Source organism: Microvirga sesbaniae, assembly GCF_025460805.1.
In the GTDB taxonomy this organism is placed as follows: domain Bacteria; phylum Pseudomonadota; class Alphaproteobacteria; order Rhizobiales; family Beijerinckiaceae; genus Microvirga; species Microvirga sesbaniae.
Genome location: NZ_JAMXFJ010000023.1, coordinates 1 through 24158 on the forward strand (window position 1 = coordinate 1; position 24158 = coordinate 24158).

The window sequence follows — 24158 nt, forward strand, 5'->3', positions numbered from 1 at the left end:
CGCCCGGCGCATCCTGACCGAGAAGGCGCACGAACTCGAGGCCCTGGCCCGCGGCCTGCTCGAGTACGAGACCCTGACCGGCGAGGAAATCCGCAACCTCCTCGACGGCCAGCCGCCGGTACGCGACACCGGGGAGCCCGTCTCGCCGAGCCGCGGCTCCGCCGTGCCCACCGCCGGCCGCGGCCGGCCGCGGGAGAGCGACGGCGGCATGGAGCCTCAGCCGCAGGCCTGAGGACCGTCGAAACCCTTCTCATCCAGAACGCCCGCCCCCGGCGGGCGTTCTTTTTTGTTTACCTCAAAGATCTAATACTCCGTAAGGACCAGGTTGAGACCTGTAACAATCGCTTATCACTTGTGATGGCGCGCATTGGCTCGGGTCCCTTGACCGAATTCGGGGAGGTTGCTTTGAAAAAGCCAAAGCGTGGATCAGCGCTACGGAACCAGGAGACAAAGCACGTGCGGAAATACTTCGGGACCGATGGCATTCGGGGCCGCGCCAACGGCATCATCACGCCGGATCTGGCCCTGCGGGTCGGGCAGGCGGCCGGCCTCATGTTCCAGCAGCGCGGCGATTACCGCCACCGGGTCGTGATCGGCAAGGACACGCGGCTCTCCGGCTACATGATCGAATCCGCCCTCCAGGCCGGCTTCACCTCGGTGGGCATGGACGTGCTGCTCCTGGGTCCGATCCCGACCCCGGCGGTCGCCATGCTGACGCGCTCCATGCGCTGCGACCTGGGCGTGATGATCTCGGCCTCCCACAACCCCTACGAGGATAACGGCATCAAGCTGTTCGGCCCGGACGGGTTCAAGCTCAGCGACGAGATCGAGCTTCAGATCGAGGCCTTGATCGATTCGGACCTGACCCGGCGGCTGGCCGGGTCGTCCACCCTCGGCCGCGCCAAGCGCATCGAGAGCGTCCAGGCCCGCTACATCGAGTTCGCCAAGCGGACCCTGCCGCGTCAGATCGACCTGGAAGGCATGCGGGTCGTGATCGATTGCGCCAACGGGGCCGGCTACAAGGTCGCCCCCGAGGCGCTATGGGAGCTCGGCGCCGAGGTGGTGTCCATCGGCGTGGAGCCGAACGGCTTCAACATCAACCACGACGTCGGCTCCACGGCTCCGGACGCCCTGATCCACAAGGTCCGCGAGCTCCGCGCCGACGTGGGCATCGCCCTCGACGGCGATGCGGACCGGGTGCTGATTGTCGACGAGAAAGGCCACAAGGTCGACGGCGACCAGCTCATGGGGGTCGTCGCCCGCTCCTGGAAGGAGGACGGCCGCCTGGCCCAGCCCGGCCTCGTGGCGACGATCATGTCCAATCTCGGCCTGGAGCGCTACCTGAACGGCCTGGGCCTGGGCCTCGTGCGCACCGCCGTGGGCGACCGCTACGTGCTCGAGCACATGCGCGCCCACGGTTACAATCTCGGCGGCGAGCAGTCGGGCCACATCATCATGTCCGACTACACCACCACGGGCGACGGCCTCGTGGCGGCCCTCCAGCTCCTGGCCGTGGTCAAGAGCCTGGGCAAGCCGGTCTCCGAGGTCTGCCACTGCTTCGAGCCGCTGCCGCAGGTGCTCAAGAACGTGCGCTACAAGGCCGGCAAGCCCCTGCAGGAGGCCTCGGTCATCCAGGCCATCGACGCCGGCCGCGAGACCCTCGGGCAGGCGGGCCGCCTCGTGATCCGCCCCTCCGGCACCGAGCCGGTCATCCGCGTGATGGGCGAGGGCGACAACGAGGATCTGGTCAACCGCGTGGTCGACGACGTGGTGGAAGCCGTCACCCAGGCGGCTTCCAGGGCCGCCGCCTAGCGCATCGGACGGACCCAGAGGGCCGTGTCATCCGGTGCGCCGGTCAAGAGAGGGAGCCTCGGATGAATCCCAAAAGTGGTGTCCACTTTTCACGTCCGAGGCTCTAGGCAGGGCGCGATGTCCGTTCGGCGCTCGGAATTGAAAAAGCCCCGGCGAGAGGATCGCCGGGGCTTTCGTTTTGGGCACCCTTTCGTCATCACCGGCCTCGTGCCGGTGATCCCGAGTGGAAGAGCGCTGCGCTTCACAAAACCGTCATGGCCGGCACAAGGCCGGCCATGACGGGGATGGAGGCCTGTCCGTTGACGTCCGTCACTCCGCCGGGTGGGCGGGCGGCACGTCCTTCGTCCGGCCCGGCAGGTCGTCGCCATGCGCGACCTGGCCGGTCTGGGCGCGGAGCCGGTCGAGCATCTCGCTCACGTAGGTGGCAGGCTTGGTGAAGCCGCCGAGGAGCAGGTAGATCGAGGGCACCACCAGCATGGTGAGGATCGTCGAGACCGTGACGCCGCCGACGATCACCGACCCGATGGCGTTGCGCGCCTCGGCGCCGGCCCCGGTCGACCAGGCGAGCGGGATGGCGCCGCCGATCATGGCGATCGACGTCATCAGGATCGGCCGAAGGCGCAGCACCGAGGCCTCGACCACGGCATCGCGCACCGAATAGCCGCGCTCGCGCAGCTGGTTCGAGAACTCGACGATCAGGATGCCGTTCTTGGTCATGAGGCCGATGAGCAGGATCATGCCGATCTGGCTGTAGATGTTGAGCGTCTGTCCGGTCACGAACAGGGCGAGCAGGCCGCCCGTCACCGCGAGCGGCACGGTGAGCATGATGATGAACGGGTTGATCCAGCTCTCGAACTGGGCCGCCAGCACCAGGAACACCACCAGGAGCGCCATGGCGAAGGTCAGGTAGATCGCCCCGGTCGAGTCCAGGAAGTCCTTGGACTGGCCCGTATAGCCGATGCGCACCTCCGCCGGCAGGTTGTCGCGCACGATCTGCTGGAGGATCTCCAGACCCTCGCCGATGGAGACGCCCGGCGCCAGGGAGGACTGGATCGTGATCGACCGCAGGCGGTCGAACCGGTTCAGGGCCTGCGGGGCGGCCGATTCCGTCAGGGACACGAAGGAGGAGAGCGGAACGAGCTCGCCGTTCGACGCCCGGATGAAGGTGTTGGTGAGGTCGTTGGGCGTGGCCCGGTCCTGGGCCCGGGCGCGCATGATCACCGGATACTCGTCGCCGCGGCTGACGAAGGTCGAGACCTCGGTCTCGCCGAACATCAGCTCCAGCGTGCGGCCGATATCCTCCACCGAGACGCCGAGATCGGCGGCGCGCTGCCGGTCGATCTGGACGCGGATGTCCGGCTGCGACTCGCGGTAGTTCGAGTCCATGTTGATGAACTTGCCCGTCTCCTGGGCCTTCTGCATGACGATGTCGCGCCAGCCGCGGATCGTCTCGTAGTCGGGGCCGCCGAGGACGAACTGGATCGGCTGGCCGAAGCCGCCGGCGCCGCCGAAGGCCGGCGGGTTGACCACCGACACCCGCGCGCCGGGGAAGTTCGACACCTTCGGGGTGATCTGGCGCACGATGTCCTGCTGGCTCTGGGTGCGGTTCTCCCAGTCGACGAGGCGCACGATCACGATGCCCTCGTTGACCGGGGAGGGGCGGGCGAAGCCCGGCGCCACCTGGCTCAGCATGGAGGCGACCAGCCCCTGCTCCTGGAGCGGCATGAGGGCCTTCTCGACCTCCTTCACCCGGTCGCGGGTATAGTCGAGGCTCGCGCCCTCCGGCGCCTGGAGCCGGACGATGATGGCGCCCCGATCCTCCGTGGGGGCGAACTCCTTCGGCAGGGACTGGAACAGGCCGTAGGCCGACAGGGACACCAGGAAGCCGATGAACAGGATGACGACCGGGACCCTCAGGGCGCGGGAGAGCAGCCAGCGGTAGCCGCCGTTCATCTTCTCGAAGAGCGGCTCGGTCATGCGCTGGATCCGGCCATGGGCCGGGACCATCAGCTTGGAGCACAGCATCGGCGTGAGCGTGCGGGCCACGACGCCCGAGAAGAAGATCGAGGCGGCGAGCGTGATGCCGAATTCGCGGAAGAGCTTGCCGGTATTGCCCGTCATGAAGGCGAGCGGCACGAACACGGCCATCAGGGTGGCCGTGGTGGCGATCACCGCGAAGCCGATCTCGCGGGCGCCGTCGAAGGAGGCGAGCAGCGGCGGCTGGCCTTCCTCGATGCGCCGGTGCACGTTCTCGATCTCCACGATCGCATCGTCCACCACGATGCCGATGGCGAGCACGATGGCGAGCAGCGTCAGCACGTTGATGGAAGCGCCGAAGAAGGCCATCACCATGAAGGCCGCGATGATCGAGACCGGGATCGCCACCATGGCCACGATGGTCGAGCGCCAGTCGCGCAGGAAGATCAGGATCACCAGGATCACGAGCGCGATGCCTTCCACGAGGGTGTGCAGCACGCCCTCGATGGAGGCTCGGATGAACTGGCTCTCGTCATAGGCGACTTCGGCCGTGGTGCCGGGCGGCAGCGAGGCCTTCAGCTCCTCCAGCTCCTTGCGCACCCCGTCGACCACGGACAGCGTATTCGCCGTCGACTGACGCACGACGCCCATGCCGATGGCGGTCTCGCCCGACTGGTAGAATTCGAACCGCGTGTCCTCGGGTCCGACCTCGACCTGGGCGACTTCGCCGAGCCTGACCAGATAGCCGTTCTTGTTGGTGACGATCACCTGCGAGAACTCTTCCGGCGTGGCGAGGCGCGAGTCGGTCTTGACGGTGAATTCGCGCTGGCTGGACTCGATCCGGCCGCCGGGAAGCTCCACGTTCTGGCGCTTGATCGCGGTCTCCAGATCCTGGACCGTGAGGCCGCGGGCCGCGAGGGCCGGCCGGTCGACCCAGATGCGCATGGCATAGCGCCGCTCGCCGCTCAGGTTGACGTTGGCGACGCCCGGCACGGTGGACAGGCGATCCACGTAGACCCGCTTGAGGAAGTCGCTGAGCTCGAGCGCATCGAGGGTCGTGGAGGTGACGCCCACCCACAGGATGGCCTGCGCATTGGCGTCGACCTTGCGCACCACGGGCGTGTCGGCCCCGTCCGGCAGGCGTCCGGACACGCGGGAGACGGCGTCGCGCACGTCGGAGGTGGCGGCTTCCGGATCTCGGGAGACCTCGAACTCGATGGACACGGACGACCGGTCGTTCTGGCTCTGCGAGGTGATCTGGCGGATTCCCTCGATGCCGGCCACCGCGCCCTCGATGATCTCCGTCACCCGGCTCTCGATCACCTCGTTCGAGGCGCCGCGATAGACCGTGGAGACCGACACGACGGGGCGGTCGGTCTGCGGATATTCGCGGACCGGCAGGTTCATGAGCGAGGCGAGGCCGCCCACGATCAGCAGGAGGCTCACCACGACGGCGAAGACGGGGCGGCGGATGAAGAGGTCTGAAACCTGCATGGCGGTTCGGCTCTGTAACCAGTCATTCAAACGAAAACCTCCCGCCGGGGCGGGAGAAGGGGATCACTTCCGCTCGGCCGCCTGGGCGGCCCCGATGGCCTGCGGGACGTTCAGTGAGGAGCGGGAGGGCTGCTCCCGGGTTGCCGCCGGGACGGGGCCGGCCGGCGCCCCCGACCCCACCGGACGGGCCACGACCTCGGCGCCGGGCCGCACGCGCTGGACGCCCAGCACCACGATGGTCTCGCCGGGCTTCAGCCCGTCCACCACCTCGACCTTGCCGCCCTGGCGCTGGCCGATGGTGATGACGCGGCGCTCCACCTTGCTGTCCTTGACGGGATAGACGATGTGGCGCAGGCCCTCGCTGACGACGGCCTCTTCCGGTACCACCACGGCATCGTCCTTGGTCGAGACCTCGAGGGCCACGGACAGGAACATGCCGGGCTTGAGCGCCTCGTCGGGATTGTCGAACTCGGCCGTCAGGCGCGCCGTGCGGGTCGTCTGGTCGACGCGGGGGTCGATGGTCGACACGCTGCCCTTGAAGGTGCGGCCCTTGTAGGCCGCCGAGGTGGCGTTGACCGTCTGGCCCGGCTTCAGGCGGCCGAGCAGGTTCTCCGGCACGGCGAAGTCGAGACGCACCTTGGCCAGGTCGTCCAGGGAGGTGATGCGGGTGCCAGGAGCCACATAGGCGCCGAGAGAGACCGAGCGGGTGCCGACGCGGCCGGGGAAGGGCGCCCGGATGATGAGATCCTCCAGGCGGGCCTCGGCGGCCTTGCGCTGGGCCCGGGCGGACGCGATGGAGCCTTCCAGGGACTTCATCTGGGCCGTCAGGTCGTCGACCTGGGCGCCGGTGCCGGCACCCGTGCGGCTGAGCGCCTGGGCGCGCTCCAGCTTGATGGCGACCTCGTTGCGGAGCGCTTCGGCGCGGTTCGCCTCGGCGATGGCCTGCTCGATCTCGGCCCGGCGCTCCGCGGCGTCGAACTGGACCAGCATGTCGCCGGCCTTCACCTTCTGGCCTTCGTTGAAGCCGATTTCCCCGACGATGCCGGCCACCTTGGCGGTCACGGTGATCGATTCATAGGCCCGGACCGTACCGACGGATTCCCGCATCTCGACGATGCGGCCGGTCCTGACCGTATCCACGTCGACCGTCGCGGGGCCGGTCGGGCCGCCGCGCCCGCGTCCGCCCTGGGCGGCCTGCTGGCCTGCCGGTTGGCTCACATACGCGCCGATCACGGGCACATTGGCCAGATGGCCGCCCTTATAGGCGTACCAGCCGCCAAAGCCTGCTGCCCCCAGCACGGCAATGACAGCGAGTTGACCGGACACACGCATGCTCGCTCCTTACTCAGTCGTCGGCCTTTTCGGCATTTTTGGTCGCAAATGTCGGATGTTGTCCTAGCACAATATAGGCCAGGGGCTGCGAAGATAACGCAGCAAACACGATGTTTTGTATTACGATTTCGTAATCTGACCTTTTGCTCCGGCGACCTATGCCTTGACCGTCGCCCCCGGCTCCGTCATACCAATCGGTGGGACACCTCTCCCCACCGAGAGGCGCCCATCTGAAAGGATGGATCACATGACGAGCCTGCCCGCCGCGCGTCCGCGCGCGCCCTTCTTTTCATCCGGCCCCTGCGCGAAGCGCCCCGGATGGTCTCTCCAGAACCTCAAGACCGACAGCCTCGGCCGCTCGCACCGCGCCAAGCTCGGCAAGGCGCGCCTGAAGCTCGCCATCGACCTCACCCGCGAGGTGCTGGCGGTGCCGGCCGATTACCGCATCGGCATCGTGCCCGCCTCCGACACCGGCGCCGTGGAGATGGCCCTGTGGTCCATGCTGGGCGCCCGGCCCGTCGACATGCTGGCCTGGGAGAGCTTCGGCGAGGGCTGGGTCACGGACGTGGTCAAGCAGCTCAAGCTCGACGACGCCCGCGTGATCACCGCGCCCTACGGCGAGCTTCCCGACCTCGCGCAGGTCGATACCAGGACCCGCGACGTGGTCTTCACCTGGAACGGCACCACCTCGGGCGTGCGCGTGCCGAACGCCGACTGGATCGCGGCCGACCGCGAGGGCCTGACCATCTGCGACGCCACCTCGGCGGCCTTCGCGCAGAGGCTCGATTTCGCGAAGCTCGACGTGGTCACCTTCTCCTGGCAGAAGGTTCTGGGCGGCGAGGCCGCCCACGGCATGCTCATCCTGTCGCCCCGCGCGGTGGAGCGGCTCGAGACCTACAAGCCCGCCTGGCCGCTGCCGAAGATCTTCCGCATGACCAAGGGCGGCAAGCTCATCGAGGGCATCTTCGAGGGCGAGACCATCAACACCCCGTCCATGCTGGCCGTCGAGGACTACATCGACGCGCTCGAATGGGCGAAGTCGATCGGCGGCCTGAACGCCCTCGTGGCCAAGGCCGAGGCCAACGCCAAGGTCATCCATGACTGGGTGGCCAGGGCCCCGTGGATCGCCAACCTGGCCAAGGTCCCGGCCACCGCGTCCAACACGAGCGTGTGCCTCGTGATCGCCGATCCCGACGTGGTGGCCAAAGGCCCGGAGGCCGTGGCGCAGGTGGCCAAGGGCATCACGGCGGCGCTCGAGAAGGAGAATGTGGCTCTCGACATCGGGGCCTACCGCGATGCGCCTCCCGGCCTGCGCATCTGGTGCGGGGCGACCGTCGAGCAGTCGGATCTCGAAGCCCTGACCCCCTGGCTCGACTGGGCCTTCGCGCAGGAAAAGGCGAAGCTCGCGAAAGCGGCTTGAGGCCTGTCCTTCCACGACCGCCGTCCCCGGGCCCGGCCCGGGGATCTACGCCTTTCGAGGGCTGAGCTTGCGACACCGGCGGACGTGGATGGCCGGGGCAAGCCCGGCCATGACGCCATGAGGTTCATCCCATGCCCGCTCCCCGCGTACTCATTTCCGACGCGCTCTCTCCCGCCGCCGTGCAGATCTTCAAGGATCGCGGCATCGACGTCGATTTCCAGCCCGATCTCGGCAAGGACAAGGAGAAGCTCGCCCAGATCATCGGCCAGTATGACGGCCTCGCCATCCGGTCCGCCACCAAGGTGACGGCGAAGATCCTCGAGCAGGCCAAGAACCTGAAGGTGATCGGCCGCGCCGGCATCGGGGTCGACAATGTCGAGATCCCGGCCGCCACGGCCAAGGGCATCATCGTCATGAACACGCCCTTCGGCAATTCCATCACCACGGCCGAGCATGCCATCGCCATGATGTTCGCGCTCGCCCGCCAGATCCCGCAGGCCGATGCCTCGACGCAAGCAGGCAAGTGGGAGAAGAACCGCTTCATGGGCGTCGAGCTCACCGGCAAGGTGCTCGGCGTGATCGGCTGCGGCAATATCGGGTCGATCGTAGCCGACCGCGCCATCGGGTTGCGCATGAAGGTGATCGCCTATGATCCCTTCCTGTCGCCGGAGCGCGCCCTCGAGCTCGGCGTCGAGAAGGTGGAGCTCGACGATCTGCTGCGCCGCGCCGACATCATCACCCTGCACGTGCCGATGACCGAGAAGACGAAGAACGTCCTGTCGGCGGAGAACATCGCCAAGACCCGGAAGGGCGTGCGCATCGTCAACTGCGCCCGCGGCGGTCTCGTCGACGAGGTCGCTTTGCGCGCAGCCCTCGAGTCCGGCCATGTGGCGGGCGCCGCGTTCGACGTGTTCGTCGAGGAGCCGGCAACCTCCAATCCGCTCTTCGGCCATCCCAACGTGGTCTGCACGCCGCATCTGGGCGCCGCCACCACGGAGGCGCAGGAGAACGTGGCCCTGCAGGTCGCCGAGCAGATGTCCGACTACCTGCTCCAGGGCGCGATCCAGAACGCCGTGAACTTCCCGTCGATCACCGCCGAGGAAGCCCCGCGCCTGAAGCCGTTCGTGGCGCTCGCCGACAAGCTCGGCTCCTTCCTCGGGCAGCTCACGGAAGCCCCGATCAAGGGCATCCGGATCGAATACGAGGGCGCCGTCGCGGAGATGAACACCCGCGCGCTGACCTCGGCGGCGGTGACCGGCGTGCTGCGTCCCTTCCTGCAGGACATCAACATGGTGTCGGCCCCGGTCGTGGCGCGTGAGCGCGGCATCACCGTGGAGGAGGTCAAGCGCGAGAGCGCGGCCCGCGACTACGAAAGCTTCGTGCGCATCATCGTCGATGCGGACGACATGCCGCGCCATGCGGGCGGCACCGTGTTCCAGGACGGCAAGCCCCGCGTGACCGAGATCCGCGACATCACGGTCGACGCGGAATTCGCGCCGAACATGATCTACGTTCGCAACGACGACAAGCCCGGCTTCATCGGGCGCTTCGGCACCTTGCTCGGCGAATCCGGCGTGAACGTCGCCACCTTCGCGCTCGGCCGCGACAAGCCGGGCGGCGACGCCATCTGCTTCGTGTCCGTCGACCAGCCGGTCTCCGATGAGCTCCTGCGCCGGATCGAGGAGATCCCGCAGGTCAAGCGCGCCCGCGCGGTGCGGTTCTAAGGGGGGCGAGATGGCGTCCGTCCCGTCGCAGCGCTTCGTCCTGACGCTCGCCTGTGCGAACCGTCCCGGCATCGTGGCCGCCGTTGCGGGACATCTGTCGGACGCCGGTCTCAACATCCTCGATGCCCAGCAATACGACGACACGCAGACGGACCGGTTCTTCATGCGCGTCGTGTTCGATCCCGTCTCGGGAGAAAGCGACATCGAGGCCTTGAAAGGCGGTTTCGCGCCGCTCGCCGAGCGCTTCGGCATGACCTGGACCCTGCGCGATCCGGGCGAGAAGCGGAAGGTCATGCTTCTGGTCTCGAAGTTCGACCATTGCCTGGCCGATCTGCTCTACCGCTGGCGCATCGGCGAGCTCGATTTCGAGCTCGTCGGCGTCATCGCCAATCATCCGGCCGAAACCTACAGCCATGTGGATCTGGGCAACGTCCCGTTCCACTGGCTGCCCGTCACCAAGGACACCAAGCTCGAGCAGGAAGCCCGGGTCTGGGAGGTCATCCGCGACTCGAAGGCCGACCTCGTGGTGCTCGCGCGATACATGCAGGTGCTGTCGGATGGGCTCGCGGCGAAGCTCGCGGGACGCTGCATCAACATCCACCACTCGTTCCTTCCCAGCTTCAAGGGCGCCAAGCCCTATCACCAGGCCCATGCCCGCGGCGTGAAGCTGATCGGCGCGACCGCGCATTATGTAACGTCCGATCTCGACGAGGGGCCGATCATCGCGCAGGACGTGGAGCCGATCACCCATCGCGATTCGGCGGAGGACCTCGTGCGCAAGGGGCGCGACATCGAACGGCGCGTGCTCGCGCGCGCCGTGCGCCACCATCTCGAGGACCGCATCCTGCTCAACGGCCGCAAGACGGTGGTGTTCGCGGATTAGAGCATTTTCCGGTGAAGTGGATCCGGCTCACCGTCAAGAAATGCGGCGAGAGCATCGGATGTGAAAAGTGGACCGAGGTTCGGGTCCGATGCTCCGCTCTTGGCTGGCGCATCGTTCGGGATCCTGTCTTGATCGCTTGACCGGATGGGCACCCCTTGGTCATCACCGGGCTTGTCGCGGTGATCCCGATACGAGAGGCGCCGCGCTCCAAAAGATCGGGATGGCCGGCACAAGGCCGGCCATGACGTGGGGAGGGTGGCAGGAAGGGCGGAGGATGCCATGACGTGGGAGGGTGTTCGCACCGGCCTCACATCACCCTCTCACGTCATCACCGGGCTCGTCCCGGTGATCCCGCTTCCGAGAGGCGCGGCGCCCCAAAGGATCGGGATGGCGGGCAAGAGGAGGGTGATGACCGGCCGGCCATGACGTGGAGAGGGTGGCAGTGAGACCGCAGGATGGCCGGCAAGAGGCGGGTGATGACCGGCCGGCCATGACGAGGAGGGCGTCATCCCCGGCGAGCCCAGCGAGAGAAGGCAGGATTCTCCTCTACCGCCGCCGTTCCGCCAGCCAGATGCCGCCGAGCACCAGCGCCAGCCCGACCGCGTGATACGGGGCGAACGGCTCGCCGAGCAGGACCACCGCGAGGAGCGCGCCGAAGACCGGCACGAGATTGACGAAGAGGCCGGCCCGCGTGGGGCCGATCAGCTCCACGCCGCGGATGAAGAAGATCTGCGAGAGCAGGGACGGCAGAAGCGCGACGTAGAGCAGGATCAGCCAGCCGTTCGGGGTCGGAAACTGCGCCGTGCCCTGGATCATCTCCACGCCCACCAGCGGCAGGGAGCTGGCGAAGGCCACGAGGGCCATGGCGGCGAAGAACACGAGGCCCGGCATTTCCGGACGGTAGCGCAGGCCGAGCGTGTAGACGGAATAGAACACGCACGCGATCAACATCCACAGGTCACCGACATTGATCGCCAGCGCCTTCAGGATCTCCCAATCGGCCTTCACCGACACGGTGATCACGCCCGCCAGCGTCACGACCATGCCGACGATCTGCAACGGGATCACCCGGGCGCGGAAGACCGCGATCATGCCGATGAGCACGAAGACCGGGATCGAACCCTGGAAGATGGTGAGGTTGACCGCGCTGGTGTGATGGGCGGCGGCGTAGAAGAGCGCGTTGAAGGCGGTGAAGCCGAAGACGCCCATGACCAGGGTGAAGAGCCAGCGCGCCCGGAACTTCGCCCGCTCGGCCACGAGCTGGCGCCCGACGAGCGGCAGCAGGATCGCCACCACGACCACCCAGCGCAGGCAGGTGAGCACCATGGGCGAGACCTGCCCGATGGCGAGACGGCCGGCGATCCCGTTGCCGGCCCACATGAGGGTGGTCAGGACCAGCAGCACGTAGGCCTGTCCCCACAGCCCGTGCCGGAGCGAATGCAGAAATTTCATCGGAGGCCGGACCTCTCTGACGCCTCGGGCGCAGAAGTGGCTCCACTTCCGCGCCTCCCACGATGCGCTGACTCCATGAAGACCGTACCGGATCGACCCCAAGAGCGGATTCGACTTTCGGGTCCGATACGATTGCCCTTGCCGCCGCGCGCCGTTCGGCTAAACCGGCACGACGAGGAGCGGGTGACACGCATGGCCTTACGGTTTCTGGTGGTCGAGGGCAATACGCGGGGTGCAAGGCAGGCCCACAGGCAAGCCTATGGACTCACGCTGTCGGAATCCTATGCGGAGGTGATTCAGGGCATCGACCGGGAGGCCGTCTGCGACATCGCCTTTCCGACGGACGAAGGCGCGAACCTGCCGGATGCGGCCGGGCTCGAATCCTATGACGGCATCGTGCTCACGGGCTCGCATCTGAACATCTATGACCGCACCCCCGAGATCCTGCGCCAGATCGACCTGATGCGGGCGGTCTACGCCTCCCGCACCCCGTCCTTCGGCTCCTGCTGGGGCTTGCAGGTGGCGGCCGTCGCGGCGGCCGGGGACGTGCGGCCCAACCCGCTCGGCCGCGAGGTGGGCGTCGCCCGAAGGATCACCCGCACCGAGGCCGGCCAGGGCCATCCGATGCTCGAAGGCCGCCCCCCGGCCTTCGACGCGCCGGCGATCCACCTCGACATGGTGACGGCCCTGCCGGGCGACTGCACGGTGCTCGCCGGCAATGCGGTCTCGCCGGTGCAGGCCGCCGAGATCCGCCAGGACGGCGGTGTGTTCTGGGGCGTGCAGTATCACCCCGAATTCTCTCTGGGTGAGCTCGCCGCCATCCTGAGCCGCCGGACGGACATGCTCGTGGCGGAGGGCTTCTGCCGCACGACCGAGGACGCCGTCGCCTATACGCGGGATTTGGCGGCCCTCGACCGGGACCCGACCCGCTTCGATCTCGCGTGGCGGCACGGCATCGACGGGGAGGTGCTCGAGCCCGGGCGCCGCACCCGCGAGATCCGCAACTTCATCGAGCACCGGGTGAAGCCGGCGAAGAGCGTCCGGGGGCGGGCCTGAAAAGGCGACCCCGCGCTTTCCCGTATCCGCCGCCGTCCAGGCAACATGACTGAACTTTAACTTGAGCTCCCGAGAGCCCGTCGCGATCATGGGTTGATCGTTCACCTCGGGTCAGGAAGTTCGGCCGATGGGCAAGGCTCTGTTGCTGCGACTGCACCGATGGGTGGCTCTGGCCTTCGCATTGCCGCTCCTCGCCGTCATCCTCACGGGCGTGATCCTGTCCTTCGAGCCCATCGCGGTTCAGCAGGCCATCAGGCCGGGCTCGGTCACGGTCCGGACCGTGGAGGGGCTGCTCCAGCGCTACGATCCGCGGGGAGCCGCCCGCACGCTCTCCCTCCGTCCGAGCGAGAACACGCTTGCGATCGGTCGCGGGCAGGGCGGTGGTGCGGTCACGGTCGATCTGGCGACGGGCGAGCCGGTGACCCGTGATGCCACGACGGTGTCCGACATCTTCGGAACGGCCCGACAGATTCATGAGCGGTTGCTCCTGCGGGCCGGCTGGCTGGTGACGGCCTCGACGATCGCGATGCTGTCCCTCGTCGTCCTCGGGGTCCTGATGGGATGGCCGAGGCTGCGCAACACGCTGCCCGGCTGGCACAAGGGGGCGGCCTGGTTCCTGTTGCCGCTGGTGGTTCTCAGCCCGCTGACCGGCCTGCTCCTGGCGCTCGGCATCTCCTTCACGCCGGGCCCTCGGGCGGCCGACGCATCCGGCTCTCCTCTGACGCTCGCGGAGGCCGTGCAGGTGCTGGCCGTCGAACACGACCTGTCGTCGCTCAGCTGGATCCGGCCCCTGGGCCGCACCCTCGCGGCGCGCGTGGTCGAAGACGGCGAGATGAGGACCTATGCGCTGACGCGGGAGGGTGCGGTGCCCATGGCCAGGAACTGGCCCCGTCTCATCCACGAGGGCACCTGGGGCGGCCTCGCGCTCGCCGTCCTGAACCTCGTCACGTCGGTCGCGCTGCTCGGCCTGCTGATCACCGGGATCTGGATCTGGGCCCGCCGCAGGCTGCGTCGCGCCTCGGGACGCCAGCGCCTCGCGAAGGCAGCGTGACCCCGGGCGGCCGCTATCCCGCTCCCGCAACGACACCCTCCTTCGTCATGGCCGGCCTTGTCCCGGCCATCCCGATCCGAAGAGCGTGGCGCCTCTCAGAAGCGGGATCACCGGGACAAGCCCGGTGATGACGGGGTGGTGGATCGTCCGGTCCTGACACCCTCCACACGTCATGGCCGGCCTTGTGCCGGCCATCCCGATACGGTGAAGCGCTGCGCCTTTCCGATCGAGATCACCGGGACAAGCCCGGTGATGACGTGAGAGGGCGACCCTCGGAGTGGCGCGACCTTTCCCACGCCATGGTCGGCATACGCTCTGCGACGGGAAGGGGAGCTACACTGGTCCTTGCGGCGATCGCGGCTCGGCGCGAAACCATATTCCCGCCGCGCAAGGCGCTTATGATGGCGGGATCGAGGCGCATTCCGCCTTGACCTGAGGCGCGCGATCCACCATGAGGGTTTGCAAGGTTTTTGACCCAACCCTGGCCTTGCGCCGGGGTTTTTTTGTGTGAGGCATTGAGCGATGGCGAACGTGGTTGTCGTGGGCGCCCAGTGGGGCGACGAAGGCAAGGGCAAGATCGTCGACTGGCTGTCCGAACAGGCGGACGTGGTCGTGCGGTTCCAGGGCGGGCACAATGCCGGCCATACCCTCGTGATCGGCGACAAGGTGTACAAGCTCTCGCTGCTGCCCTCCGGCGTCGTGCGCCCGGGCAAGCTTTCCGTCATCGGCAACGGCGTGGTGCTCGATCCGCATGCGCTCGCCGGAGAGGTTGAGCGTCTCGCCGAGCAGGGCGTCTCGATCAGTCGCGAGACCCTGCGCGTGGCCGAGAACGCCACGCTGATCCTCTCCATCCACCGCGAGCTCGACGCCCTGCGCGAAAGCGGCAGCGCCGGCACGAAGATCGGCACCACCAAGCGCGGCATCGGCCCGGCCTACGAGGACAAGGTCGGCCGCCGCGCCATCCGCCTCATGGACCTCGCCGATCTCTCGGCCCTGCCCGAGAAGATCGAGAGGCTGCTTGCCCACCACAACGCCCTTCGGCGCGGCTTCGGCCTCGACGAGTTCGAGCCGAAGGCGATCTACGAGGAGCTGGCCTCGGTGGCCCCGAAGGTGCTGCCCTACATGGACGCCGTGTGGCGCCTGCTCGACGAGGAGCGGCGGGCCGGCAAGCGCATTCTGTTCGAGGGCGCTCAGGGCGCGCTGCTCGACGTGGATCACGGCACCTATCCCTTCGTCACGTCGTCCAACACGGTGGCCGGGCAGGCGGCGACCGGCTCCGGCCTCGGCCCGGGCGGCGTCGGCTACGTGCTCGGCATCGCCAAGGCCTACACGACCCGCGTCGGCGAGGGACCTTTCCCGACCGAGCTGTTCGACGAGACCGGCGAGCTGATCGGCCAGAAGGGCAAGGAATTCGGCGTGGTGACGGGACGCAAGCGCCGGTGCGGCTGGTTCGACGCCACCCTGGTGCGCCAGACGGTGCGCACCTCGGGCATCGACGGGATCGCGCTCACCAAGCTCGACATCCTCGACGGCTTCGAGACGATCAAGATCGGCGTCGGCTACAGGCTCGACGGCGAGACCATCGACTACTTCCCGGCGAGCCAGGGCGCCCAGGCCCGCGTGGAGCCCATCTACGAGGAGATCGAGGGCTGGAGCGGTTCGACCGCAGGGGCACGCTCCTGGGCTGACCTTCCGGCACAGGCCATCAAGTATGTGCGCCGCGTCGAGGAACTGATCGGGGCGCCCGTCGCGGTGCTCTCCACCTCGCCGGAGCGTGACGACACAATCCTCATGAAGAACCCCTTTGAGGGTTGACGACGGAGCCACGGCGGGTCATTCCCAGAGAGAAATGGCAGATTATTACCCTCTCATCGCACGAGCCGTCGAAGGCTTGCCCGACCAGACGCCCGACAAGCGGCGCGCCGTCTACGAGCGCGCCCGCACGGCTCTGATCGCACAGCTGCGTTCGCTCAATCCGCCTCTCAGCGAGCCGGAGATCCAGCAGGAGGGCCGCTCTCTCGACGAGGCGATCGACCGGGTCGAGGCGGATTATGCCGCCCCTGCCGCAGGGTTCGATCCCGATCCCTTCCCGCCTGCGCCCGCCCGCGATCGTACCCCGCCCGAGGAGGCTCGGAGCCCAGGTTCCGTCCACGGCCTGCGGGCTCCCGCCCCTCAGGCGACTGCCGACGACGAGGCCGCGGAGTCCTATGCGGAGCCGGCGGTGGCCCGTCCCAAGATCGACAGCCGCCCTCATCCGGCCATGCAGGGAAAGGGACGGCGCCGGACCATCATCTTCGGGTCCGTGCTCGCTCTCGTGATCGCGGCCATCGCGGCCTTCGCGTTCCTGTGGCGCGACAAGCCCGAGGATCTCGCGCCCGAAACCCCGGTCGCGGCAGCGCCCCAGCCGGCCCCGGCCGATTCCAAGATCAACGAGCGGGTCGGCGGACAGGCTCCTCCCACGACTGCTCCCGCCTCGGCGCCCCGCCAGGAGACCGGGGTGGTGCAGCGCGCGGTCTTCTACGAGGAGGATCCGGCCAATCCGCAGACGCCCAAGGCGCAGGTCGGACGCGTCACATGGCGTCTCGAGGACGTGAATCCCGGCCAGGGGCAGCCGCTCGAGAAAGCGGTCAGCGCCCTGATCGAGGTGCCCGAGGCCGGGTTGACGATGCGCATGGTCTTGAGGCGCAACCTCGACGCGACGCTCCCCGCCTCCCATACGGTCGAACTCACCTTCACGACCCGCGAAGGCGACGTGAACCGGGTCATCCGGGATGTCGGGCTGCTCCAGTTCAAGGATGAGGAAGCCGCGCGCGGGACACCGGTCGCCGGGCTGCCGGTGCCGGTGCGCGAGAACCTGTTCCTGATCGGGCTGTCCAACCTGCAGGTCGACGTGGCGCGCAACACCCAGCTGTTCGTCCGCCGCAACTGGATCGACCTGCCGGTCCGGATGGTGTCCGGCCAGCGCGCGATCCTGAGCTTCGAGAAGGGCGGCTCGGGCGGCCAGATCCTCAACGACGCCTTCAACCAATGGCAGTAGGGCGACCCTGCGCCTGACAGCAAAAAAGCCGCGCTCGGTGCGCGGCTTTTTCATGGTCCCGGCGCCGGCCGGCTCAGGCCTCGGCCGACGAGGTCTCGATCTGCGTCAGGTTCTTCTTGACCGCTTCCTGGATCTTCTCGAAGGCCCGAACCTCGATCTGGCGGACGCGCTCGCGGGAGACGCCGAACTCGGTGGAAAGCTCCTCCAGGGTGATTGGATCGTCCGACAGGCGGCGCGCTTCGAAGATGCGGCGCTCGCGCGGGTTGAGCACGGACAGCGCCGACCGCAGGGCAGTGAGCCTGTTCTGGCCTTCCTCCTCCTCGACGAGCACCTGTTCCTGGCTCTGGCTGGTGTCGACGAGCCAATCCTGCCATTCGCCGCCGCCTTCACCCTCGTCGCGCAGGGGGGCGTTGAGGGAGGCGTCGCCGCCGAGGCGGCGGTTCATGTCGACCACATCCTGCTCGGTCACCCCGAGCTGGGTTGCGATCTGCTTGACGTTTTCGGGGCGAAGATCGCCTTCCTCGAATGCGGAGATCCGGCCCTTCGCCTTGCGCAGGTTGAAGAACAGTTTCTTCTGGTTCGCGGTGGTGCCCATCTTCACGAGTGACCAGGAACGCAGGATGTATTCTTGAATCGCGGCCTTGATCCACCACATGGCATATGTGGCGAGGCGGAAGCCCTTGTCGGGCTCGAAGCGTTTGACGGCCTGCATCAGACCGACATTGCCTTCCGACACGACCTCGCCGATCGGCAGGCCGTAGCCGCGATAGCCCATGGCGATCTTCGCGACCAGGCGCAGGTGGGACGTCACGAGCTTATGGGCCGCTTCGCGATCTCCATGCTCGCGCCAGCGCTTGGCGAGCATGTATTCCTCATGCGGCTCGAGCATGGGGAAGCGACGGATTTCGTCGAGATAGCGCGAAAGGCCCCCTTCATTGGCAAGCACCGGAAGCGCTGCAGCCATGTCTTCTCCTCCTTTGGCTCCCTCACCATGAGGCAAGCCTGGGGCGGCCCCCCTCCGAGGCCGGCCGCCCTAACCCCCTATATAAGCGGTTCAACGTTGTCCGAATAGAGGCATCAGGCTTCAAGACGTGGTGAACGCTCCAGACTCGCAAGGGTGCCAGCGTGACGTCATTTTGCGACCGATTGACGCTCAATTTCAGCCCGCAGCGCCTCCAGAAGCGCGGCCATGTCCGGGGGAAGCGGGCTCTCGAAGCGGAGGAATTCGCCGCTGCGCGGGTGTTCGAACCCGAGGATTGCGGCATGAAGGGCCTGCCGGTTCAGGGCATCGAGCGCCTCTCTCTGCGTTTCGGAGAGCCGGTTCGCCTTGGTCTTGAAGCCGGACCCGTAGGTGGCATCCCCCAGGAGCGGATGGCCGAGATGGGCCATGTGGACCCGGATCTGATGCGTGCGTCCCGTCTCCAGTTCGCAGCGGACCAGGCTCGCGAGAGGCTGGGCCGGCGGCAGGGCCTCCAGCACCTCGTAATGGGTGATCGCATAACGGCCGCGGTCCTCTCCCACCACGACGATCTTCTCGCGGTTATGGGTGCTGCGGGCGAGCGGCGCGTCGACGGTTCCTCGCCGCCGCTCGGGCACGCCCCAGAGGATCGCCAGATAGGCCCGCTCCAAGGGTCCCGTGCGGCCGTGATCGGCGAACTGCGCCGCCAGCGCCTGGTGGGCGAGGTCGTTCTTGGCGACCACCAGCAGGCCCGACGTGTCCTTGTCGAGGCGATGGACGATCCCGGGGCGCTTCACGCCCCCGATCCCCGAGAGACTCTCGCCGCAATGGGCGATGAGGGCATTCACCAGGGTGCCGGAATCGTGCCCGGCGGCCGGATGCACGACGAGCCCGGAGGGCTTGTCGATGACGATCAGGTCGTCGTCCTCGTAGACGATCGTGAGGTCGATCGCCTCGCCGGCAGGCTCGGCCGGAACGGGCGGCGGCACGGTCAGGGTGATCCGGACGCCGCCGGCAACCTTCCGGTTCGGATCCAGGGCCGGCACGTCGTCGATGGCGACCTGACCGTCCCGAATGAGAGCCTGAACGCGGCTTCGCGACAGATCCGCCTGCAGGCGTGTCAGCACGCGATCGAGCCGATCCGCCGTCATGTCGGGTTCCAGAAGCCATTCCTGTCGCGTTACGCCGTTCACCGCATCCTCATTTGATCTGAGCCGTTCGCTTTTTTCAGCAAAAGGGCTTGAAGGGATTCAGAAGGGTGGTTATACGAGCGGCCTCAACCTTGCTAGCTCCCTTCGTCTAGCGGTCTAGGACGTCGCCCTCTCACGGCGAAAACAGGGGTTCGAGTCCCCTAGGGAGCGCCAAGGTTTCAACGACTTGGCAAGCAGATGCGATGCGTCGTTGGTTCTATGCCTGACTCTGGTCCGATAAGGGGCGCGGGCGGGCTACACATCCCATAATCGAAAAGGTCGCCAGGCCTGGACCCATGGCTCCCGCTGCCTCGAGGCGCGACGTGATGCCGGTGCCTTCGGCCGATCCCATCGTCCGGCGAGCGCAAGGTCAGCCCCTGGCGTCCAAGCTCATTGCGGCCAGGGATCGGATCCGATGCTACGTCATCGATATGTGCATCGTTGATGCCGCCCTTCGGGTCGCTGGCGCGGCCCGCTGGGTCCGCACGATTCACGCGCGTTCGTCATCCGCTCCGATGCTGCGGAGAAGGCCTTCGCAGCAACTGACGAAGGTTGCAAAAACGGCTCCCAGAACGGCGCCAGACGCTTTCACGAGGGCATCCGGAAGGCGCCCATGGCGGCCCGGAACATAGTTCTGCGCAAGTTCGAGAATCCCGACGGTTGCGAGCAGCATCACGATGACGTGGAGGCGGTGTTTCGGGTAGCCGAGGCAGAACGCGGCCCCAATGGCCGCGGAGGCTGCAAATCGCTCCAACCCGACCGGCGCTGCCGTGACAGGCCGAAAATCAATGGGTGCCAGGGTCAAGGCCGCGATCGCCAGGATGAGCAGCCACGCGACCCAGCGGAAAAATATCGTGGGCGTCATGGGGAGCGGTGTACCCGATCATGGGGTGGCCGTGCATGGCTTGCTGCACGATCGCCGAATGTCACATCATCAGGGTTGCCGCACGTCACAGGACCGAAGCCGGAGATGCTCATGTCACTGAAGGCTCGGCGGGAGGGAGTGCTCGCCCGCCGACAAGGATGAGTTCGCAGCCCCAATGTCCGAAGCAGGCGAAGGGCGCTCCATGAGCCGGCGGTTCAACTCCGCCCCTCCATGAGCACCGCCCGGTGAAGCACGTCCGGCGTGCAGCCCGTTCGTATGATGGCACCTGGATTGCCAGCGACCACCGACCGAGCCGGAACATCGAAGTTGACGACAGCGCCCGCCAAAATGCGGCTCCCCATTCCCACCGTTATGTCACCGACGACCACTGCATGCGGCCCGATCCATACGTCGTCCTCGATGACGGGGTATCCCGTTCTCCGAGTTCCGTCGGGAGCAATGGAATCTGCCTGGCCAATCGTCACTCCGTGGAACAGAGTCACATTGGCGCCAATGCGGGCTTTTCCGTTCACGACCAAGCCGAAGGGGTGTGAAATCTTCAAGGCTGGTCCGATCGACGTTTTGATCGGCAGCTCCATGCCGGCAATGCCGTTGAAAACTTTGTGCAAGACCTGAATGGGGACTTTGAATGGGCGTAGGGCCCGTTGTTTTGCAATCGCTTGGTACAGTCTCAGCGTCGTAATCGACCGGAAGCTGCTATCGCGCAGGAATTCGGTCAGGAATACGCCAATAGAGGTCCGGCCGTTAACCCTATAAATGTCGTGCTTGAGATTGGCCATGCGGGACTTCGTCGTTGTGCAGTGCTCAAAACTCCTAGTGGTTCCTTAGGGGAGAGGCAATCCCGCAGCAAATCGCAGAAGATATATGGTTAATGAGGCAAAGATTGATGATGGCGTCAGTCGAGGCGGCCCTCCCGAGGCCGATGTATTCAGGAATACATCGGTGAACTTGCCTCTCGTGGCGCAGGAATAGCCTCCTGCATGGAGCCTCTTGGATGAAGCAAAAGAGGCGGTCCGCAAGGTCCGCCTCTTCGCGTTCGATCGGCCTTCGGAGCAGGCGGCGCTGCCCCTCGGCATGACGTCATTCGGCGGGCGTCAGGCGGACCGTCGGAGACGCAGCGGTGTCACGCGCTGGCCTGAAGACGAAATAGGCGAACAGCACCATCGCAGCCAGGATGATCAGCGAGGCTAGTGCGGCAACCGGGTCGAAGGCCGTGTAGCCGAGATGAAGCGCGGCCACGGCGACCGTCAGGACGATGGTGCCGATCGACCAGATGACGACCTGGATCATGGCCAGGCGGCTTCGATCAAGTGACGGGCGACGTTCGTAGTAGATGCCGAAGAGGAACAGAGACACCCAGCCGAGCAGGTTGAGATGCGCGTGGGCCGGCATGATCGAATGATCCTGGGAAGCCGCCATCCCGATCCCCATCGCCATGCCGGCGATGACGAAGAGAACGGCCAGCTTGAAACTGAGCGACGATGCGGTCATGAGGTCCTCCGAGAAGTATTCCCTGGGTCGATTGCTTTTGTTTTCACTACGACTGTGGGCACAATGTCCGATGTGTGGAAAAGCACAACAGATCTTCTAGGGTATTCTCGCATCGTTTCTATTATAACACTTCGCATGACGCCCGTGAAAGGTGCCTCTCAGAATCGTCGGCCGACATGAGAAGCGGCCCGCTTTCGCGGGCCGCTGGCGCAACATCCATCGAGGTCATCCGCTCTTTGCGGGCCATCACCTCAACCTTTGCTTTGGATGTCGCTGCGATGCGCGCCTGATCCCATGCCCTGCTTGTCCTGAAGAGCATGTTCGCAGCGCTCCACATGACTGGCCGCACGCTGCTGCATCTCCTGAGCATTATGGCAAGGGTTCTCGACCTCCTGACGGCAGAACTGGCATTTCATCACGACCTCCTCTTCAGCATGAGCAGAAGGCCAACGTAGAGGCATAATGAGGGTTCCGCGGCTCCTGGAAGGATGCACCGATGAACGCTTGGGCCTCCTGGAGAACGGGTGCTGGGTTCGCTTCAGGAATTCCGCAGGTCGCTCGCCGTCCGTCTCCGTCCGGGTGCGATGCAGGGGCCGACGCGGCAGTCGGGCCGCACAACAGGAACCAAGCGTCCCGTGGCCTGTTCACATTCGTTGACGATGGCGCGCAACGTCTTCGTGCCGCGGGAAGCGGGTTCATTCCTCGTTCAAGCATCATCTCCGGAGGGAGATTCCTATGAAGAGAGCTTTCATTCTGGCCGCCGGCCTTGTCGTCCTGGCAACCGGCGCTTGGAGTCAGGAATCATCGCGAAGCCGTGACGACTTCGATCGCGGAAGCTGGCGCGAGAGCCGCGACGGCTGGGATCGCGACCGAGACCGCCGCCGTAGCCCGATCATGCGGGACGAGGACGAGGATGATCGGGATGACCGGCCCCAGCGTGGAGCCCGGTTCTTCCTGCGCAGCGGCGATACGCAGCTCCGGGTCGTTTGCGGCAATCGGGAATCGACGCAGTCCTGCGTCGATGCGGCCCTGCGCATGTTCGACCGCGTGCAGTCCCAGCAGGGTGCGGGCGCGCGGTCGCCCGCAACGTCCGGGCCCTCCCAGGCGCCGCAATAGGAAGGCTCAAGGGAGACGGGTCGCGCTTACGCGTACTCGAGAGCGCCGGTGAGATCGGCCAGCAGGTCGTCACGATGCTCGAGCCCGATCGACAGGCGCACGAGGCCGTCCGGGATGCCCATCTCGCCGCGCTGATCCGGCGTGAAGCGCTGGTGCGTGGTCGTGGCCGGGTGGGTGACGAGGCTCTTCGCGTCCCCCAGATTGTTCGAGATCCGGATCAGCCTCAGCGCATTCAGGAACCGGAAGGCTGCTTCCTTGCCGCCCTTGACCTCGAGGGCGATCATGGTCGAGCCGCCGCTCATCTGGCGCCGGATCAGGTCGGCCTGAGGATGATCGGCCCGACCCGGATAGGTCAGTCCTCGAAGCTTGGGGTGATCATGGAGAGCGTCCGCGAGATAACCTGCCGTCGCCGTCTGCTTCTCGACGCGCAGGGGAAGGGTCTCCAGGCCTTTGAGCAGCACCCAGGCATTGAAGGGTGAAATCGACGGTCCCGTCATGCGCAGGAACTGCTGGACCTTCGTCTCGATGAATTCGGTCGAGGCCAGGATCACGCCTCCCAGACACCGGCCCTGGCCGTCGATGTGCTTGGTCGCGGAATAGACGACGCAGTCGGCGCCCAGGGCCAGAGGCTTCTGGAAGAGGGGCGTGGCGAAGACGTTGTCGACGGTGAGCGTTGCGCCTGCCGCATGCGCGATGTCCGCGACGGCCGCGATGTCGATGATCTCCAGGCTCGGATTGGTCGGGGTCTCGAGCAGAAAGGCCTTCGTGTCCGGTCGCACCGCCTCGCGCCATTGGCTCAGATCCGCGCCATCGACGAGGGTGCAGCCGACGCCGAAGCGGGGCAGGAGATCCTCCACGACCCACCGGCACGAGCCGAAGAGGGCCCGGGCGGCCACCACGTGGTCTCCCGCCTGGACCTGTCCGACCATGGCGGCGGTCACCGCTGCCATGCCGCTCGCCGTCGCCCGGGCCGCCTCAGCGCCTTCAAGGGCCGCGATGCGTTGCTCGAAAGCGTCGATCGTCGGATTGGAATAGCGGCTGTAGCTGTAGCCGGGCTCCTCGTTCAGGAAGCGCCTCTCCGCGCTCTCCGCGCTCTCATAAACGAAACCCTGGGTGAGGAAGAGCGCTTCCGACGTCTCGCCGAAGGGCGTGCGTTGATGGCCCTCATGAACGAGGCGGGTTTCCAGGTGATAATCGGGTTGGTGCGGCGAGGTCATGAGAAGATCCTACGATTGTTCTTTAAAAAGAACAATCGTCTTTTCTCGCGGAAAGTTTCAAA

19 protein-coding genes, 1 tRNA gene and 1 pseudogene are annotated in these 24158 nt (G+C 66.6%); 11 read left to right on the forward strand and 10 right to left on the reverse strand.

The features are described 5' to 3' along the window. Together OCW50_RS23735 and glmM are read left to right on the forward strand one after the other, a co-directional pair. Window positions 1-232: pseudogene (locus OCW50_RS23735) on the forward strand (ATP-dependent zinc metalloprotease FtsH); the annotation flags it as partial. Between the two features lie 224 nt (window positions 233-456). Next, a complete protein-coding gene (gene glmM, locus OCW50_RS23740) occupies window positions 457-1812 on the forward strand; it encodes a phosphoglucosamine mutase (RefSeq protein WP_262272986.1) in 1356 nt (451 codons plus the stop codon). Between the two features lie 309 nt (window positions 1813-2121). Here glmM and OCW50_RS23745 read toward each other — a convergent pair whose 3' ends face one another. Next, window positions 2122-5283 carry an efflux RND transporter permease subunit gene (locus OCW50_RS23745; protein WP_262299206.1) on the reverse strand — a complete coding sequence of 1054 codons (3162 nt, stop codon included), beginning with the start codon at window positions 5281-5283 and terminating at the stop codon, window positions 2122-2124. A gap of 63 nt (window positions 5284-5346) precedes the next feature. Further along, entirely contained in the window at window positions 5347-6615 is a 1269-nt protein-coding gene (locus OCW50_RS23750) for an efflux RND transporter periplasmic adaptor subunit (RefSeq protein WP_262299207.1), read from the reverse strand. 247 nt (window positions 6616-6862) lie between these two features. On the opposite strand from OCW50_RS23750, the gene OCW50_RS23755 reads away from it, so the two are divergent. The 3 genes from OCW50_RS23755 to purU all read left to right on the forward strand — a co-directional run bounded on the left by OCW50_RS23755 (window position 6863) and on the right by purU (window position 10642). After that, on the forward strand, window positions 6863-8035 hold the full coding sequence (locus OCW50_RS23755; RefSeq protein WP_262299208.1) for a phosphoserine transaminase: 1173 nt from the start codon (window positions 6863-6865) through the stop codon (window positions 8033-8035). A gap of 131 nt (window positions 8036-8166) precedes the next feature. Next, entirely contained in the window at window positions 8167-9759 is a 1593-nt protein-coding gene (gene serA, locus OCW50_RS23760) for a phosphoglycerate dehydrogenase (protein ID WP_262299209.1), read from the forward strand. Between the two features lie 10 nt (window positions 9760-9769). Next, window positions 9770-10642: a formyltetrahydrofolate deformylase gene (gene purU, locus OCW50_RS23765; RefSeq protein WP_262299210.1), complete on the forward strand. Its 873-nt coding sequence runs from the start codon at window positions 9770-9772 to the stop codon at window positions 10640-10642. 546 nt (window positions 10643-11188) lie between these two features. Here the strand turns inward: purU and OCW50_RS23770 are convergent. Continuing rightward, a complete protein-coding gene (locus OCW50_RS23770; RefSeq protein ID WP_262299211.1) occupies window positions 11189-12094 on the reverse strand; it encodes a DMT family transporter in 906 nt (301 codons plus the stop codon). A 192-nt stretch (window positions 12095-12286) separates the two neighbouring features. Between OCW50_RS23770 and OCW50_RS23775 the strand changes: the two genes are divergently transcribed. From OCW50_RS23775 to OCW50_RS23790, 4 genes are all read left to right on the forward strand, one after another. Beyond that, window positions 12287-13150, forward strand: a complete 864-nt coding sequence (locus OCW50_RS23775) for a type 1 glutamine amidotransferase (RefSeq protein WP_262299212.1) — start codon at window positions 12287-12289, stop codon at window positions 13148-13150. Window positions 13151-13277: 127 nt separating this feature from the next. Continuing rightward, window positions 13278-14201: a PepSY domain-containing protein gene (locus OCW50_RS23780; RefSeq protein ID WP_262299213.1), complete on the forward strand. Its 924-nt coding sequence runs from the start codon at window positions 13278-13280 to the stop codon at window positions 14199-14201. Between the two features lie 522 nt (window positions 14202-14723). Then, entirely contained in the window at window positions 14724-16016 is a 1293-nt protein-coding gene (locus tag OCW50_RS23785; protein WP_262272995.1) for an adenylosuccinate synthase, read from the forward strand. A 34-nt stretch (window positions 16017-16050) separates the two neighbouring features. Next, window positions 16051-17238 (forward strand): histidine kinase, encoded by a 1188-nt coding sequence (locus tag OCW50_RS23790; RefSeq protein WP_262299214.1) that lies wholly within the window; start codon window positions 16051-16053, stop codon window positions 17236-17238. 73 nt (window positions 17239-17311) lie between these two features. On the opposite strand, the gene rpoH is transcribed toward OCW50_RS23790, so the two are convergent. Next, a complete protein-coding gene (gene rpoH / locus OCW50_RS23795; RefSeq protein WP_262299215.1) occupies window positions 17312-18202 on the reverse strand; it encodes an RNA polymerase sigma factor RpoH in 891 nt (296 codons plus the stop codon). Window positions 18203-18369: 167 nt separating this feature from the next. Further along, entirely contained in the window at window positions 18370-19347 is a 978-nt protein-coding gene (locus tag OCW50_RS23800) for an RluA family pseudouridine synthase (RefSeq protein ID WP_262299259.1), read from the reverse strand. A 137-nt stretch (window positions 19348-19484) separates the two neighbouring features. On the opposite strand from OCW50_RS23800, the gene OCW50_RS23805 reads away from it, so the two are divergent. Further along, window positions 19485-19560 (forward strand) — tRNA-Glu (locus tag OCW50_RS23805). A gap of 316 nt (window positions 19561-19876) precedes the next feature. Here the strand turns inward: OCW50_RS23805 and OCW50_RS23810 are convergent. From OCW50_RS23810 to OCW50_RS23825, 4 genes are all read right to left on the reverse strand, one after another. Next, window positions 19877-20251 (reverse strand): VanZ family protein, encoded by a 375-nt coding sequence (locus OCW50_RS23810; RefSeq protein ID WP_262299216.1) that lies wholly within the window; start codon window positions 20249-20251, stop codon window positions 19877-19879. 215 nt (window positions 20252-20466) lie between these two features. After that, window positions 20467-21051 carry a serine acetyltransferase gene (locus OCW50_RS23815; RefSeq protein ID WP_262299217.1) on the reverse strand — a complete coding sequence of 195 codons (585 nt, stop codon included), beginning with the start codon at window positions 21049-21051 and terminating at the stop codon, window positions 20467-20469. 301 nt (window positions 21052-21352) lie between these two features. Further along, complete coding sequence (locus tag OCW50_RS23820) at window positions 21353-21763, reverse strand: hypothetical protein (protein ID WP_262299218.1); 411 nt, start codon at window positions 21761-21763, stop codon at window positions 21353-21355. Window positions 21764-22014: 251 nt separating this feature from the next. Beyond that, window positions 22015-22179, reverse strand: a complete 165-nt coding sequence (locus OCW50_RS23825; protein ID WP_262299219.1) for a hypothetical protein — start codon at window positions 22177-22179, stop codon at window positions 22015-22017. A gap of 319 nt (window positions 22180-22498) precedes the next feature. On the opposite strand from OCW50_RS23825, the gene OCW50_RS23830 reads away from it, so the two are divergent. Continuing rightward, on the forward strand, window positions 22499-22879 hold the full coding sequence (locus OCW50_RS23830) for a hypothetical protein (RefSeq protein WP_262299220.1): 381 nt from the start codon (window positions 22499-22501) through the stop codon (window positions 22877-22879). Between the two features lie 26 nt (window positions 22880-22905). Here the strand turns inward: OCW50_RS23830 and OCW50_RS23835 are convergent, their stop codons facing one another. Beyond that, on the reverse strand, window positions 22906-24096 hold the full coding sequence (locus OCW50_RS23835) for an O-succinylhomoserine sulfhydrylase (protein ID WP_262299221.1): 1191 nt from the start codon (window positions 24094-24096) through the stop codon (window positions 22906-22908). Window positions 24097-24158: the final 62 nt, after the last annotated feature.